This window comes from Bernardetia sp. (genome assembly GCF_020630935.1).
Lineage (GTDB): Bacteria > Bacteroidota > Bacteroidia > Cytophagales > Bernardetiaceae > Bernardetia.
In genome coordinates this window covers 1-13,384 of the sequence record NZ_JAHDIG010000002.1, presented here as the reverse complement: position 1 = coordinate 13,384, position 13,384 = coordinate 1, and the positions used below count along the sequence as shown (strand labels likewise).

The window sequence follows — 13,384 nt, the reverse complement described above, 5'->3', positions numbered from 1 at the left end:
AGTATCAGAATATAAAAGACAGGAATAATCATATATTTTATAAGAAATTATTAAAAAAACTAAGATTGGACGGTTTTTTGATTACATCACCTAAAAGAAGCGTATAGTAGAGCAATATTAATTAATAAATCGTTATTGATTAGTTGCAGATAGCTTGAAAACTATCTTTACCCAGTCTTCTGAAATGTAATAAAAATCTTTAGTATAATTTATTAGGTTAGGAGAAACGTTTCTTTATTTTTATGTATCTTTTTACTTTTGGAAAAGTATTTGCAACATCACTCATTAATAACCTAATTGTTACATTATTATACTATTTCCTAATTCCTAATTGAACAAGTTTTTGTCCAAATAAGCAAAACGTATGAAACATTTATTAATTCTTTTCTGTGCTTTTTTCTTTATCACATTTGCAGCTACTGACGCTCAAGCACAATGTAATACCGATTTGTATAACAACCTTGCACTCAAAAAATTAGCTCCAGGTTATACCTTTGTAAAGAGCTATCGTATTGATGGTAAAGGAGGAGATCGTAAGAAAGTAGAGTACACATGTGTATTTAGTAAAGGTACGGATTATATGATTCGTATGGCTGGTAAAGATGGAGGACCAAATGGTCTTATTGCAACTCTATATGACTCTCGTCGTTCTCAATTAGCAACTAGCTACCTCAATAACAAATATTATGAAGGTCTTACCTTTAAGTGTCAATCAACAGGTATCTATTATTTGAGCTTCACATTTAAAGATTCAAATAGCTATTGTGGAGCTGCCGTTTTAGGTTTCCGTCGCTAAAAACTCACTAATTATATAGAAATATTGTACTAGACTTAGTTACAACAAATATTTACAGAGCAAAAGATTGAACCTTTTGCTCTTTTTTAATGACAACTTTTATGATAAAAAAAAACATATCCTTTTCCTATAAAGCAAGATATTCTACACACGGAAACCTAAGCAGTACAACTGAATATATTTGGGTCGTTTTTCATGGATATGGACAACTTGCCGAATTTTTTATCAAAAAATTTGAAACATTAGATACAGACAAACACTATATTATTGCTCCACAAGGATTATCTACAGCTTATTTAGAAAAATTCACAGGCAGGGTGGGAGCAAACTGGATGACCAAACACGAAAGAGAACTGGATATAGAAAATAATTTAAACTATCTGGAAACTCTAGTAAGAAGTGAACTAAAAGATATTTCTACACACGCAAAAAAAATTATTGTATTAGGGTTTTCGCAAGGAGCAGCTACGGCAAGTCGGTGGATTGCTCACACTGATTATGAAATAAATAGATTCTTAGTATGGGGAGGAATGATAGCTCACGATATTGAACCCATTTTTTATCAGAAAATGAAAAATAAAATTGCTCTTTTTTATGGAGATAAAGACGAATTTATCAATGAAGAGAAACTCAAAACTGGTTTGGAGGTCTTAAAGGAGGTGGAAATTTCTCCACAACTTATCCCCTATCGTGGCACACACAAAATATATGAAGAGGTTTTAAATGATTTTATTCAAAACTCTTTAGCATAGTTTAGCGTTATTTTAAGGGACACACGACACTAAATAGTCATTTTTTAAACTAAAAACTATACACAATATGTCAGATACAACAAAAGAAAGCCCTACTCACTTTACGGAAGAAGACTTCATACAACAAGAAAGCCCCATTGTTACTCCAAACTCTCAAATTGAGGTAGAGGAACAAGTAGAAAACTCTAAGTTTTATAAAAAAGCTGCTTCAAAAGCTGTGAAAGTAATTGCAAGCCGAAACAAAATGTTTGCTCTACTCAACAAAGCCTATACCTACTTTATTGAAAAAGAGGGAGATAAGCCTGTCAGTACGGAAGTAAAAGAGAAATTTAAGACGTTGTTGCGCCTTATTCGTGCGCTTTATAAAAAAGAATACAGAGATTTTCCTTGGGGTTCACTCGTAAAAGCTACAGCGACAATTATCTATTTGGTTTCTCCTTTAGATGTTATGCCAGATTTTATTCCTTTTGTGGGTATGATGGACGATTTTGCTCTTATTTCTTGGACAATCGGATCATTGAATGATGATATTAAGGATTTTGAAAATTGGGAACAGGCGCAAGCTCTAAAGATTGCAGAACAGACTACTTAATAGTATAAAAAAATTATAATCTTACTAGCTAATTGTTTCCAAACAGTTAGCTATTTTTTTCGCTGCTTTTATAAAAAATTACAAAACTATTGTTTTTAATACAACGTTACTGACTTGAAAGTCAATTTATTACTAGAAAAAGAAAAAATATTTTATATACAACCTTATGGAACGCAAATCACAAGATAATATACCTACTAGCAAAGTACAGAGAGCTGCCAAATTTGCCAAAACAGGAGTAAAATTAGGGGCAAATTATGTAAAACACTATGCAAAGAAAGCTGTAAATCCAAGCCTTGACAGGAAAGAATTAGATGATGCAAATGCAAGCGATGTCTATGATACACTAAGCGAACTAAAAGGAAGTGCTTTAAAGGTGGCACAAATGATGTCTATGAGCGAAGGAATGTTGCCGAGTGCGTATAGTGAAAAATTTAAAATGGCACAATATACTGCTCCACCATTGTCGTTTCCATTGGTTGTCAAGACATTTAAGCAATATTTAGGAAAAAGTCCGAATGATATTTTTGATGAATTTGGTAAAGATGCGATGAATGCTGCCTCCATTGGGCAAGTGCATAAAGCAAAAATTGGAGACCAAACTTTTGCCGTAAAGATACAATATCCAGGAGTAGCAGAAAGTATTGATTCAGATTTGAGAATGGTAAAGCCTTTCGCAATGCAGCTTTTAGGACTTAGTGAGCGTGATTTGGAAATTTATATGAAGGAAGTAGGGGATATGCTCAAGTCAGAAACAAATTATAATTTAGAATTAGAACGCTCTCAAAAATTAGCCAAGCTCACTCAAGAGGCTGTCCCAGATGCTATTTTTCCCAATTATTACCCAGAATATTCTTCAGAAAGAATCTTGACAATGGATTTTTTGGAAGGAATGCACTTAAAAGAATTTTTGGCAACTAATCCATCACAAGAAGTTAAAAATAAGGTAGCCCAAACACTTTGGGATTTTTATGATTTTCAGATGCACGTTTTAAAGGAAGTTCACGCAGACCCTCATCCTGGTAATTTCTTAATGCAAGAAGATGGAAAAGTTGGCTTTATAGACTTTGGTGCAGTAAAAGTAATTCCAGAAGAATACTATTACAAACATTTTAGTATTATGGAAAAAAGTATTTTAGAGGACAATGAAAAACTAGAAACTGCCTTTGAAGATTTAGGATTTTTGATGCCTAGCGATACTCCACAAGAGAGAGCATTTTTTAAAGGTGTATTCAAAGAGCTTCTATCACTTTCTATGAAGCCTTTTCATAGTGATACGTTCTATTTTGGGGATAAGGCATATTTCAATGACTTAAATGAATTTGGTGAAAGACTTTCCAAAATGCCAGAACTTCGTAACTCAAAACAAGCTAGAGGTTCACAGCATTCATTGTATCTCAATAGAACCTATTTTGGCTTGTATTTTTTATTACACGAACTAGATGCCACTATAAGCACACGTTCGCATTGGTATAAAAACTCATAAATACCTTCTGCTTGATACATAAGTTATTTAAGACTTAAAAGCGAGCGAAGCTAATGTATTTTTATATCCATCATCATCGGTACTGACCTTGGTCTATTTAGGTCAGTCTCGTTAGAGCAGACCATAAATAACTGTTGTTTTTCTGCCCTTAAACAACCTTATAATTCAAACCTATCGTTTTAAAAAATGACGATAGGTTTTTTATTCTCTAATCCATCTTAGGCAACTTCCCCCCACAATGAGGACAATAACAGAGTTGTTGATTGTTTTCGTGCTGCTCTTGCTTACCTTCTGTTCGTTCTTTCAAACCTTCCAATAGTTCTTTCTCTAACTGCTCTTTAGCTGCTTTTTCTATTTTCTTGCGCTCTTCTATTTTCTCTAAGAAACCTGCACTCAATATACTGGTAGGCAGTGCCACAACACCAATCCCAATAAGTGCCGTGACGCCATTGAGAAACTTTCCTACCATCGTAACAGGTACAACATCTCCATAACCCACTGTTGTAAGTGTAACGACAGCCCACCAAAGCGTTGCAACAATATTAGGAAAACCATTTGGGTTCACATCGTGTTCAACATAGTACATTAATGTAGAAGAAACTAAAAGCAAAATAAGAGCAAAAAACACAGTAGTTACAAGTTCTTCTCCTTTTTCTTTAAGAACATCATAGACTAGGTTTAAAGCACGAGAATATCGATTGAGTTTAAAAATACGCAAAAGACGCAGTAGCCTCATCATTCTGAGAAGTCGCAAATCTTCTACCCCGAAGAAGGGTAGATAAAATGGAAGAATGGCAAGCAAATCTATAAGCGCAATAAAAGAAAAAATATACTTTAAATAGGCTTTCCAAGCTGATAAATGAGGATATTTTAGAGGTGCAGTCCACAAACGAAGTAAATATTCTATCGTAAAAATGATAATAGAAAAAACTTCAAAGGCGTGAAAATACTCTCCATATTTTGCTTGTGCTTTTGGATATGACTCCCAAATGGTAGAAATCACACTCAATAAAACCAGTATAATGATAAAGTAATCGAAATAGACACTTTTTTTATCATGTTTTTCTCCACGCTCTATTATAGTATAAATTCGTATTCGAAGTGAGGAATAACTCATACGTCTTTATTCAGAATTTGGTAATTTTAAAAACTTAGTTTTCTTCTATTGGCTTTACAAAAAGGATAGTATCTGAAACAGAAACAATCTCATAGCTTACTTTTTGATTCTCTAAAGAAATAGTCAAGGTATTTTTATTGTTTTCTTGCGAAAAATTCCATTTTCCTTCTTTTGTAACATAAACATCTGTCGGTCCAATAGCCTGTTTTTTTACTACTCCATTTTCTTCAAATTTCCATCCCTCACGCCCACGAGCAGGAGGAAACTCATAAGTTGATGGTCGGTAGGCTTCTAAGCCATCTTTATTGTCTTCAAAAGAATAAATCCAAGTAGTTCCGACTACTTTTTTCATCATATCTTCTTGCTGACAAGCCATTAGTATAACAGCAAACATAGAAAATATAAATAATACACTTAATTTTGTGATGAATTTCATATAACCAGTTTAGAATTTAGATTGTATAATTTAGGAATAAATGCAATTTTAGAGCTTAAATTGCAAAGTTTAGAATAAAAAGTGAATTAAGATTTTAAACCTTATCATTCAAAAGGCTTGCCTTTGATGACAAAAATAGAATTAAATTTATCATTTACCCATTTATCATTATTTTGAAGCCCTCTCATATTCTTGTTCCGACATTTTTTTCGTTTAGAGACGCATTAATGCAAACCTATACGCTGCCCTATATCAAAATTATGAAAAAATATTTACCCAAAGGCAGTAAAATTTATTTAATGACTTTAGAACAGCCTCATTTCAAGATGAGTGAGGAACAAAAAGAACAAGTAAAAAAGGAACTTCAAAATGATTTTGATATTTACCTGTTAGATTTTTCCTATTACCGTTTTGGTCTGCGCTCTATACTCAACTGGGTAAGAATAGTAAGTGTTCTTGTAAAAACAGTTTTTACGAAAAATATACGTTTTATTCACCCTTTTTGTATGCCAGCAGGAGCAGGAGCTTATTTAGTCTCCAAGTTTACAGGAAAAAAACTCATCATAGATAGTTTTGAGCCACATGCAGAAGCTATGCTAGAAAGCAATACGTGGAAAAAGAATAGTTTGGCTTTTCAAATTTTATGGAACTTAGAAAAACTCCAAACTTCTCGTGCCTCTGCTTTCGTTCCTTGTGTGAATGAAATGCAAAATTATGCCAAAAACAGATACAGAATTGATATTTCAGACCGTTGTTTAGAATCCAAACCAGCTTGTGTAGATGTAAACTTATTTGACTTTAATAAGCGAAAAAACCCCAAGTTATTAGAAGAATTAGGATTACAAGACAAAATTGTGAGTGTTTATGCAGGAAAGTTTGGCAGTTCGTACTTAGAAAAAGAGATTTTTGATTTTTGGAAAGTTTGTCATGATTTTTGGGGAGATACATTTAGAGTTCTGATTCTGACCTCTCATAAAGAAGAAGAAATAAATAACTATTGTAGGGAAAGTAATTTAGACAGGAATATTGTTACTACAAAGTTTGTTTTCCATGAGCATATCCCTTCTTACATCGGACTAGGAGATTTTGGCGTTACGCCTTTCAAGCCAGCAGCTTCCAAACGCTATGGCACTCCCATCAAAACAGGAGAATATTGGGCAATGGGACTTCCAGTAGTCATCACACCACATATTTCAGATGATTCTGATACTATCAAAAAATATCAAATTGGCTCAATTATGAACGAGTTTACAGAAGAAGAATATTTACGTATTGCAAAAGAAATCAACGAACTTTTAGTTCATAAAGAAGAAACCAACTTACACCAAAAAATACGAGATATTGCTGAAAAGTACAGAGGTTTTCAGATTGCTCACCGTGTGTATGATGAGCTGTATGGAGAAAAGGGACGTGCTTGGACGTTTTAAGTAGTTGAGTAGTACAATTTAGTTTATAAAAACTATTGTCAAGGTCTGTTTTTTTCTTCGAAAAGACCCTTGACAAAGTTAAAATTCAACTTTTTATAAAATTGCACTAGCTTTTGAAAATAACAAAATTATACCAGTTAACTACTTAATAATTAACTTACAAACAAATCAGATTTTAAGGCTGGATGTTCTGAACTAATCGCTAAAAAATTTACATATTCTGACTGCATAAAATCTGTCTTACTCAAAGGAGAGGTAGTTAGATGCTGCAACTCATGGATTTGATAATTTATAGCATCAAACTGTTCGAATAACTGTTGTTTTTCTTCTTGCTTTATACATTCAAAGGTAATAATAGTAGGGTTATTCCTTAATAACTTTTTTGCTCCTTTAATGACATTTATTTCAAAACCTTCTGTGTCTATTTTTATGAAGTCTGGCACAATGCCTTTGGAATCTGTATAATTATCTAAAGTAATTACTTTTGTCTCTACTTTCTTTACTTTATCGAAGGTATTGATACTCTCAACATATTCTTCTGTAAGGCTTCCTAGCCAAGTATCTTTTTCTGGAAAGACAAGTGTAGCCGTACTTTCTGTTTCTCCTACGGCTACCTTTTCTAAATTATACTTGAGATTATTCAGTTTTGCCATAGTGTCAAAACTATCATAACAAGCAGGATTAGGCTCAAAAGTAATAGTATCTATTCCAGTTGCTAAAAATAAAATAGAATGTGTTCCGTAGTTAGCTCCTACATCAAAAACGAGTTTGGGCTTATATTCTGATAAGATAAGTTTTTTATAAAATGCTTTTACTTCAATATCGTGTCCAACAATAGAAACGGCTGTATCCCAGTCTAACCACATAGATTCTGCTCTTAGAGGCACTTTAATACTATGGTCAGCAAACTGAACTGTCCAAGTAGTATTTAAAGAATCTATTTTCATTTCTTCTCTAAATATTTTGGCATAAGAAGTATGAAAAACCTCTTTCTCGTGGCTATCCAAACCATTATAAAATGAATTGAGTTTTTTTAAAGAGCTTTCCTCTAAAAGCATTTGTTTTATTTTATTTTTTGAAAATTTCATTGTAGATGGAAATTTTCGAACTACCTTCATTAAAAACTCTTTTGATGTCATTTTTTTCTTTATAAGTGATTTAACTCATTTGTTAGACAAAGGTAGAATTTTATTATTAATACTTAAAAAAATTATCAAAACCATTACGTGATAAGATTCGTTTAGTTGAGACTAGACTTAAAATATATATCTAAAACAACTAAAATATAAATGGAAAATACCACTACATCGGCAAAAGAACAAATCAAAAGTGCATTTATAACGTATATCAGACAACACGGAAAAGCTCCCAACACACCCTACAACCTAATGGCAGAGCTAGGGGAAGATGAGAAATTCTTCTATGACAATTACTCTAGTTTTATGAACGTTGAGCAAGAAATTTGGGGAGAATACCTAAGTGAAACGGTACAAAGGCTGCGTTCAGAATCGGTATATGATGAATATATGGTGCGTGAAAAGCTCCTCGCTTTTTATTTTACGCTAATAGAAGTTTTGAAAGAAAATCGCAGTTTTGTAGTTAATCAGCTTAGTCCAAGAAATGGAGGTTTTAGAAGAAGAGTGTTATCAGATTTTAAAGATGGTTTTTATGAATACATCAACCTACTTTTGGAAGAGGGAATGGACACAGGTGAGGTAGAACAGCGTATGTTTGTAGGAAGCAAATATGATAAACTCCTGTGGGCAGAAACTGAATTTTTGATTCGCTTTTGGCTTAGAGATGATAGCAAAAACTTTGAGAGAACCGATGCAGCCGTAGAAAAAACAGTCAATTTTGCAATGGACTTAATTGGAAGAAATATAGCAGATTCAGCTTTTGATTTTGTAAAGTTTTTGTTTCAAAGAAAATAGTTCTTGAATGATAAATTATAAGTGATGAATGGTAAATGAAATACGGTTTTCCGTTCATCACTTACCATTCATAATTCACAATTCAATTATGCTTTTTTCAAACCAAGTTCTATCAGACGCTCATTCAAAAACTCTCCTGCTGTGATGTCTTCAAACTGTTTTGGATTTTCTTTATCAATACAATTATCCAAACACGTCAAGTCCATTTCCGAACGTGGATGCATAAAGAATGGAATTGAATAACGAGATGTATTCATTTTGTCCTTTGGAGGATTTACTACTCTGTGAATCGTAGATTTGAGTTTGTTGTTTGTCAAACGAGAAAGCATATCACCAACATTTACAACTACTTGCTCAGGAAGGGCAGTAATCGGAATCCATTTGTCATCACGACGCAACACCTGCAAGCCATCAGCACTTGCACCCATCAAAAGCGTAATCAAATTGATGTCGCCATGTGCAGCAGCACGAACAGCATCAGGAGCTAATTCTTCAGGGTTTGGAATAGGAAAATAGTGAATTGCTCTCAAAATACTATTTCCATTATGGATTTTGTCATCAAAATAATGTTCGTCTAAGCCTAAATATAACGCAGCAGCTTGCAAAAGCTCTTTACCCGAATTTTCTAATGTTTGGTAAGCGTGCTTTGTATATTTTTCAAATTCTGGAGTTTCTTGTGGAAAAATATTATCTGGGTACTCCTTCAAAGCCGAATCGTTTTCTTTTTCGCTTTCTTCAAAAATTTGTCCGACATGGTAAAACTCTTTCAAATCTGGTGTTTTGAAACCTTTTGCTGTTTCTCTACCCTTACTGATATAACCACGCTGTCCAGCAAGAGCCAAATTTTCATATTTGCGTTTCGTCTCTTCATCTAACTGAAAAAATTCTTGTACAGAATCATATAGTTTGTCTCTATCATCATCTGCCAAACCGTGGTTTTTTACAGCTACAAAACCAATATTTTCCCACGCCTGCCCTAGCTCTTTTACAAATTTAGCTTTGCGCTCGCCACCTGCTCTGAAGTCTGCCAAATCTACTGAAGGCACTTCATCATATAAAATATTGCTCATCGTATTTTGAATTTATTGTTTTTAAAAAGAAATTTTTAGTAAAATAATGAAATCTTTAGGCATTTTCAAAATATAGCAGAATGGACTTTTAGTCTGTTTAAAAAGTTATAAAAATCCTCTATCAAACAAGGAAACCAATAAAAGGATATGTATTTTTGCAACTTATATCAGAATATATCATCCGTATTTATATAAAAAATGAAAAATCCTTTTTGGAAATATGCCTTTCTTACGGCTGCCACTATGGCTGTTGGAGTTCTACTTCTCAATGTTAGTTTTCACTTGTTAGGAAAAAATCCATTCAGAGAACACGAATTTATGTTTATGCCTATCTATTTTGGATTATTGGTACTAGGGCTTTTTCGTTATAGAAAAGATATAATGAAAGGCTATTTGGAAGGGTGGCAGGCTATCAGTTTTGGAATTGTTGCTAATTTTGTTGCTATTGTCTTGTATAGTGGTCTTTTATATGGCTTTTTAAGAACTGTCCCAGCAGCTTTAGAAAGACACCAAACTGAAATTGATGAATACAATATTGCTCTACAAAAAGAAGCCAAATTACATAAAGAAGAATCAGAAGAATTGAGTTCAATTTTATTAGAAGCTACAAAAAACAACCCTAGAATAACTCCTTCTGCTATCGCAATAGATAAGTTTGTCAAAGTAGGAACAATAGGTTTTATAATTGCAATGGTGGCAAGTCTTTTTATGATAAAGAAAAACCCAAATGCGAAAACGTAAATTCAATTACGAATTGAAGTAAAACAACTATGTTCTGTATTTCATAGAATAAAAAAATTTATCATTTACCATTAATCACTAATAATTAACTTTCCATCTCTTAGCTCAATTACATTATCAATGATAGAATGATTTTTCAGCCACTCATCGTGTGTGGTTAAGATAATGGTTTGTCCGTCTGCCTTCAATTTTTCAAATACTTCAAAGACTTCTATGGCATTTTGCCTGTCTAGGTGTGAAGTCGGTTCGTCAGCAAAAAGAATGGCAGGTTTTCGCACTAATGCCCTTGCTATGGCTGTACGTTGAAGCTCCCCACCAGACAAAACATCTATTTTCTGATTCAATTTATGAGAAATTTGAGCTAATGTAGCTGCTTCTTTGCTCATCCTATTCATTTTTTTGATAGAATAATTTAATGGTAAAAGTGGCAGAGAAATATTTTGCTCTACAGTTAGTCCTTGAATGAGATTAAAATGCTGAAAAACGATACCGATATGTTCTCTTCGAAACTGTGTTAAGAATTTTTCTGACCAGTGTGATACGTTTTCCTCTAAACAAATATAACTACCAGAAGTGGGTTTGGTAAGTCCTGCCAAAATACTAATTAGCGTTGTCTTGCCAGAACCAGAAGAACCTTTCAAGAGCGTACAGCTTCCCTTTTTAATAGAAAAAGAAATATCCGATAAGGCTGTAAATTCATTTATTTTTCCTTTATTGAAAGTTTTGGTAAGGCTTTGAGTTTGGAGAGCGTACATTTTGAAAAGATGGATTTTTGACTTGTTTAATTCTCTTTCAAATTTACTGCTTTTTATTTTCTGTGTCAGAACGAAACTATTTTTATTTTTTGTGTGTAGTAAATGGCATAATGAGGCAGTAGCTCAGTTGGTAGAGCAACGTATATTTCTATGATTATCTAAACGGTCAAATAGAAATTACTTCTTAGCCTGTCACGCCGTGTGTCGTAGGTTCGAATCCTACCTGCCTCGCAAAATCTCTTAAAAGTAAGAAATTGAGCTTATTTTTAGCATAAAACATTATTCATAAGGTAGTCATATCATCAAAAAAACACCTTTCGTTTTGTTTAATAAAGGTTTTTGAAATCAAGGTGTTTCGTTGGGAAACTCAATTTTTAGTGGGTAACGCAACAAAAGTTTATTCGCTTGTGTTGTCGTCATTTTTCACTAAAAAATTACAACTATGCTAAAAAAAACGTATTTTTATGAATGTAGGATTTTTAATAAAAGAACTACGAACAGATAGATTCTCTATATATTGTAGAGTTTCGTTTGGAGCAAAAGACAAAGGTGTTCCTTTTGCTACTGGTGTGATTTTAGATAAGAAAGAGCATTGGGAAAATAAAAGAGGGTACAACTTTACTATACTTAGTAAGGAGCGTAACGCAAGAATTAAAACAGATACCTTACTTTTATTGAAATCTGAACTAGAGGAAATTTACTTAAACCTCAAAAAGCTCAAAAGGGCGACAAATTCAAAAATAATTACTGACATCTATCGTGGTAATGAAGAACCAGAACTCACTACCATTCAAATCGTAGATGAGTTTGTAGAACGTCAGCTTTTAAGAGACATAGAACCAGCCACAAAAACAGGTTATAAGAGATACCGTACTGACTTCAACACATTTTGTAGAGAAAATGATATTTCGCATCTTCCAACGAGTGAATTTACTATTACTCATGGTAAAAACTATTTTGATTTTTTGAGGACAAAACTAAATAAACCCAATAGTGAAGCCGTAGCTAAGAAAAAAGTAGCTATGGTTGAAAAATCATTGAAAGAAGCAGCAAGAGACAAGCGTATTGAATCAAACCCCTTAGAAGGCTTAGAGATAAAAATAATTCGCAAAAAAACACCTCACGTATTTTTAAGTCAAGCAGAACTAGCTAGAATAGAGAGAAAGACATTTAAAATAGAAAGGCTAGAAAAGATTAGAATTGCTTTTATTTTCTCTTGTTATACAGGATTCCATTTCAATCAGATGAAGATTTTTGATGCAGAAAAACATATTTTTGAGGAAAATGGAATACAATTTATATCCACAAATAGAGACAAAAACAATAACTATATAGGTGTTCCAATTTTCAAACGAACTAGAAAATTATTAGAAAGTTGTAATTATAAACTCTCAATTCCTTCAAATGCTCATTACAATGGCTATTTGAGAGAAATTGCAGATATTTGCAAGATAACTAAATATCTAACCTCTAAAATAGGACGGAAGACCTTTATTGATATGCAAATGAATCGGTATGGTGTTCCTAAGCCAATAGTCTCTCGTATGGTCGCACATAGTTCTGTCAGGACAACAGAAAAATACTACGGAGACTTAGACAGAACCTCAATATTTAGAGAGACACAATCACAACTCTAATCCCTTATATCTTGTGTACACTCCCCCTCTGTACACTTTTTTATTATGTAAGTTTTTTCTATAAAAATAATAAAATTAAATTCTCAAAAATCAGCTACTTTTTTAAAAAGTGCGTTTTTGATACCTTAAAGCAAGATTGTGTTTTTACTGAAGTAATTTCCCCCTGGTAAAATTTTGCTTTGCTCTTTAAGTAATAAAACACAAAAAAAGCTACATTTTTTCAAACATAGCTTTTGTTTAACAAATAGAGCTGTCAAGATTAAACAAAAATTAAAGGTTATTTTGCGATTGAGCAATTTGTTCTTGAATCATAGCTCCTAGATTGACACCTAGTTCATTTTCAATGAGAGGTTGAAGTTTATTAAAAACTTCTGTCATAATCTCATCAAAATTTTCTTCTGAAACGACATATTTACCTAAATCTATTTTTTTCGTAAACTCTGGCATTGCCTTAGAATAACATTCTGCTTCTAAAGCCATTACAATAGTATTAGGCTCTGATGCGTGATTTTTGTGTTTAATGAGCGTTTCTGTGGCATACCCACGTACTCCCATATCTTCATTAATGGGAATGTCAAATTCAAAGTCTTGGTTGAGTGTTATGTTCATAATTAAATTATATTTATAAGTCCTAAATTTTCTAA

General features: G+C 32.9%; 14 protein-coding genes and 1 tRNA gene. 9 read left to right on the top strand and 6 right to left on the bottom strand.

Annotated features, from left to right (window positions below; all coding sequences use genetic code 11):
- Positions 1-364: 364 nt before the first annotated feature.
- From QZ659_RS00775 to QZ659_RS00760, 4 genes are all read left to right on the top strand, one after another.
- Complete coding sequence (locus tag QZ659_RS00775; RefSeq protein WP_291720407.1) at positions 365-796, top strand: hypothetical protein; 432 nt, start codon at positions 365-367, stop codon at positions 794-796.
- Positions 797-897: 101 nt separating this feature from the next.
- Positions 898-1,548 carry an alpha/beta hydrolase gene (locus QZ659_RS00770; RefSeq protein ID WP_291720404.1) on the top strand — a complete coding sequence of 217 codons (651 nt, stop codon included), beginning with the start codon at positions 898-900 and terminating at the stop codon, positions 1,546-1,548.
- Positions 1,549-1,615: 67 nt separating this feature from the next.
- Positions 1,616-2,140 carry a YkvA family protein gene (locus tag QZ659_RS00765; protein ID WP_291720402.1) on the top strand — a complete coding sequence of 175 codons (525 nt, stop codon included), beginning with the start codon at positions 1,616-1,618 and terminating at the stop codon, positions 2,138-2,140.
- Between the two features lie 166 nt (positions 2,141-2,306).
- Positions 2,307-3,626, top strand: a complete 1,320-nt coding sequence (locus QZ659_RS00760; protein ID WP_291720399.1) for an ABC1 kinase family protein — start codon at positions 2,307-2,309, stop codon at positions 3,624-3,626.
- Between the two features lie 208 nt (positions 3,627-3,834).
- Here the strand turns inward: QZ659_RS00760 and QZ659_RS00755 are convergent, their stop codons facing one another.
- Together QZ659_RS00755 and QZ659_RS00750 are read right to left on the bottom strand one after the other, a co-directional pair.
- Positions 3,835-4,743, bottom strand: a complete 909-nt coding sequence (locus tag QZ659_RS00755) for an ion transporter (RefSeq protein WP_291720396.1) — start codon at positions 4,741-4,743, stop codon at positions 3,835-3,837.
- Between the two features lie 34 nt (positions 4,744-4,777).
- On the bottom strand, positions 4,778-5,179 hold the full coding sequence (locus QZ659_RS00750; protein ID WP_291720393.1) for a hypothetical protein: 402 nt from the start codon (positions 5,177-5,179) through the stop codon (positions 4,778-4,780).
- Positions 5,180-5,439: 260 nt separating this feature from the next.
- On the opposite strand from QZ659_RS00750, the gene QZ659_RS00745 reads away from it, so the two are divergent.
- Positions 5,440-6,606 carry a glycosyltransferase gene (locus QZ659_RS00745; RefSeq protein WP_291720388.1) on the top strand — a complete coding sequence of 389 codons (1,167 nt, stop codon included), beginning with the start codon at positions 5,440-5,442 and terminating at the stop codon, positions 6,604-6,606.
- 152 nt (positions 6,607-6,758) lie between these two features.
- Here the strand turns inward: QZ659_RS00745 and QZ659_RS00740 are convergent, their stop codons facing one another.
- Positions 6,759-7,694 carry an FkbM family methyltransferase gene (locus tag QZ659_RS00740; RefSeq protein ID WP_291720385.1) on the bottom strand — a complete coding sequence of 312 codons (936 nt, stop codon included), beginning with the start codon at positions 7,692-7,694 and terminating at the stop codon, positions 6,759-6,761.
- Positions 7,695-7,895: 201 nt separating this feature from the next.
- Between QZ659_RS00740 and QZ659_RS00735 the strand changes: the two genes are divergently transcribed.
- Positions 7,896-8,537, top strand: coding sequence for a TetR family transcriptional regulator C-terminal domain-containing protein (locus QZ659_RS00735; RefSeq protein ID WP_291720382.1), 642 nt, complete (start codon positions 7,896-7,898; stop codon positions 8,535-8,537).
- An 86-nt stretch (positions 8,538-8,623) separates the two neighbouring features.
- Here QZ659_RS00735 and QZ659_RS00730 read toward each other — a convergent pair whose 3' ends face one another.
- Positions 8,624-9,607 (bottom strand): isopenicillin N synthase family dioxygenase, encoded by a 984-nt coding sequence (locus QZ659_RS00730; RefSeq protein WP_291720381.1) that lies wholly within the window; start codon positions 9,605-9,607, stop codon positions 8,624-8,626.
- A 198-nt stretch (positions 9,608-9,805) separates the two neighbouring features.
- Between QZ659_RS00730 and QZ659_RS00725 the strand changes: the two genes are divergently transcribed.
- Positions 9,806-10,348 (top strand): DUF4199 domain-containing protein, encoded by a 543-nt coding sequence (locus QZ659_RS00725; RefSeq protein WP_291720378.1) that lies wholly within the window; start codon positions 9,806-9,808, stop codon positions 10,346-10,348.
- 71 nt (positions 10,349-10,419) lie between these two features.
- On the opposite strand, the gene QZ659_RS00720 is transcribed toward QZ659_RS00725, so the two are convergent.
- The gene (locus QZ659_RS00720) at positions 10,420-11,103 is read right to left on the bottom strand and encodes an ABC transporter ATP-binding protein (RefSeq protein WP_291720375.1); all 684 of its coding nucleotides are present in this window, start codon (positions 11,101-11,103) and stop codon (positions 10,420-10,422) included.
- A gap of 112 nt (positions 11,104-11,215) precedes the next feature.
- Here QZ659_RS00720 and QZ659_RS00715 point away from each other — a divergent pair.
- Positions 11,216-11,334, top strand: a tRNA-Asp gene (locus QZ659_RS00715).
- 233 nt (positions 11,335-11,567) lie between these two features.
- On the top strand, positions 11,568-12,740 hold the full coding sequence (locus QZ659_RS00710; RefSeq protein WP_291720372.1) for a phage integrase SAM-like domain-containing protein: 1,173 nt from the start codon (positions 11,568-11,570) through the stop codon (positions 12,738-12,740).
- A 270-nt stretch (positions 12,741-13,010) separates the two neighbouring features.
- Here QZ659_RS00710 and QZ659_RS00705 read toward each other — a convergent pair whose 3' ends face one another.
- Positions 13,011-13,349, bottom strand: a complete 339-nt coding sequence (locus tag QZ659_RS00705; RefSeq protein WP_291720369.1) for a hypothetical protein — start codon at positions 13,347-13,349, stop codon at positions 13,011-13,013.
- Positions 13,350-13,384 lie beyond the last annotated feature (35 nt).

Excerpts from the sequence above, each read along its gene's own strand:
- QZ659_RS00775 (WP_291720407.1), top strand. The coding sequence starts at position 365 with ATGAAACATTTATTAATTCTTTTCTGTGCTTTTTTCTTTATCACATTT.
- QZ659_RS00770 (WP_291720404.1), top strand. The coding sequence starts at position 898 with ATGATAAAAAAAAACATATCCTTTTCCTATAAAGCAAGATATTCTACA.
- QZ659_RS00765 (WP_291720402.1), top strand. The coding sequence starts at position 1,616 with ATGTCAGATACAACAAAAGAAAGCCCTACTCACTTTACGGAAGAAGAC.
- QZ659_RS00760 (WP_291720399.1), top strand. The coding sequence starts at position 2,307 with ATGGAACGCAAATCACAAGATAATATACCTACTAGCAAAGTACAGAGA.
- QZ659_RS00755 (WP_291720396.1), bottom strand. The coding sequence starts at position 4,743 with ATGAGTTATTCCTCACTTCGAATACGAATTTATACTATAATAGAGCGT.
- QZ659_RS00750 (WP_291720393.1), bottom strand. The coding sequence starts at position 5,179 with ATGAAATTCATCACAAAATTAAGTGTATTATTTATATTTTCTATGTTT.
- QZ659_RS00745 (WP_291720388.1), top strand. The coding sequence starts at position 5,440 with ATGAAAAAATATTTACCCAAAGGCAGTAAAATTTATTTAATGACTTTA.
- QZ659_RS00740 (WP_291720385.1), bottom strand. The coding sequence starts at position 7,694 with ATGAAATTTTCAAAAAATAAAATAAAACAAATGCTTTTAGAGGAAAGC.
- QZ659_RS00735 (WP_291720382.1), top strand. The coding sequence starts at position 7,896 with ATGGAAAATACCACTACATCGGCAAAAGAACAAATCAAAAGTGCATTT.
- QZ659_RS00730 (WP_291720381.1), bottom strand. The coding sequence starts at position 9,607 with ATGAGCAATATTTTATATGATGAAGTGCCTTCAGTAGATTTGGCAGAC.
- QZ659_RS00725 (WP_291720378.1), top strand. The coding sequence starts at position 9,806 with ATGAAAAATCCTTTTTGGAAATATGCCTTTCTTACGGCTGCCACTATG.
- QZ659_RS00720 (WP_291720375.1), bottom strand. The coding sequence starts at position 11,103 with ATGTACGCTCTCCAAACTCAAAGCCTTACCAAAACTTTCAATAAAGGA.
- QZ659_RS00710 (WP_291720372.1), top strand. The coding sequence starts at position 11,568 with ATGAATGTAGGATTTTTAATAAAAGAACTACGAACAGATAGATTCTCT.
- QZ659_RS00705 (WP_291720369.1), bottom strand. The coding sequence starts at position 13,349 with ATGAACATAACACTCAACCAAGACTTTGAATTTGACATTCCCATTAAT.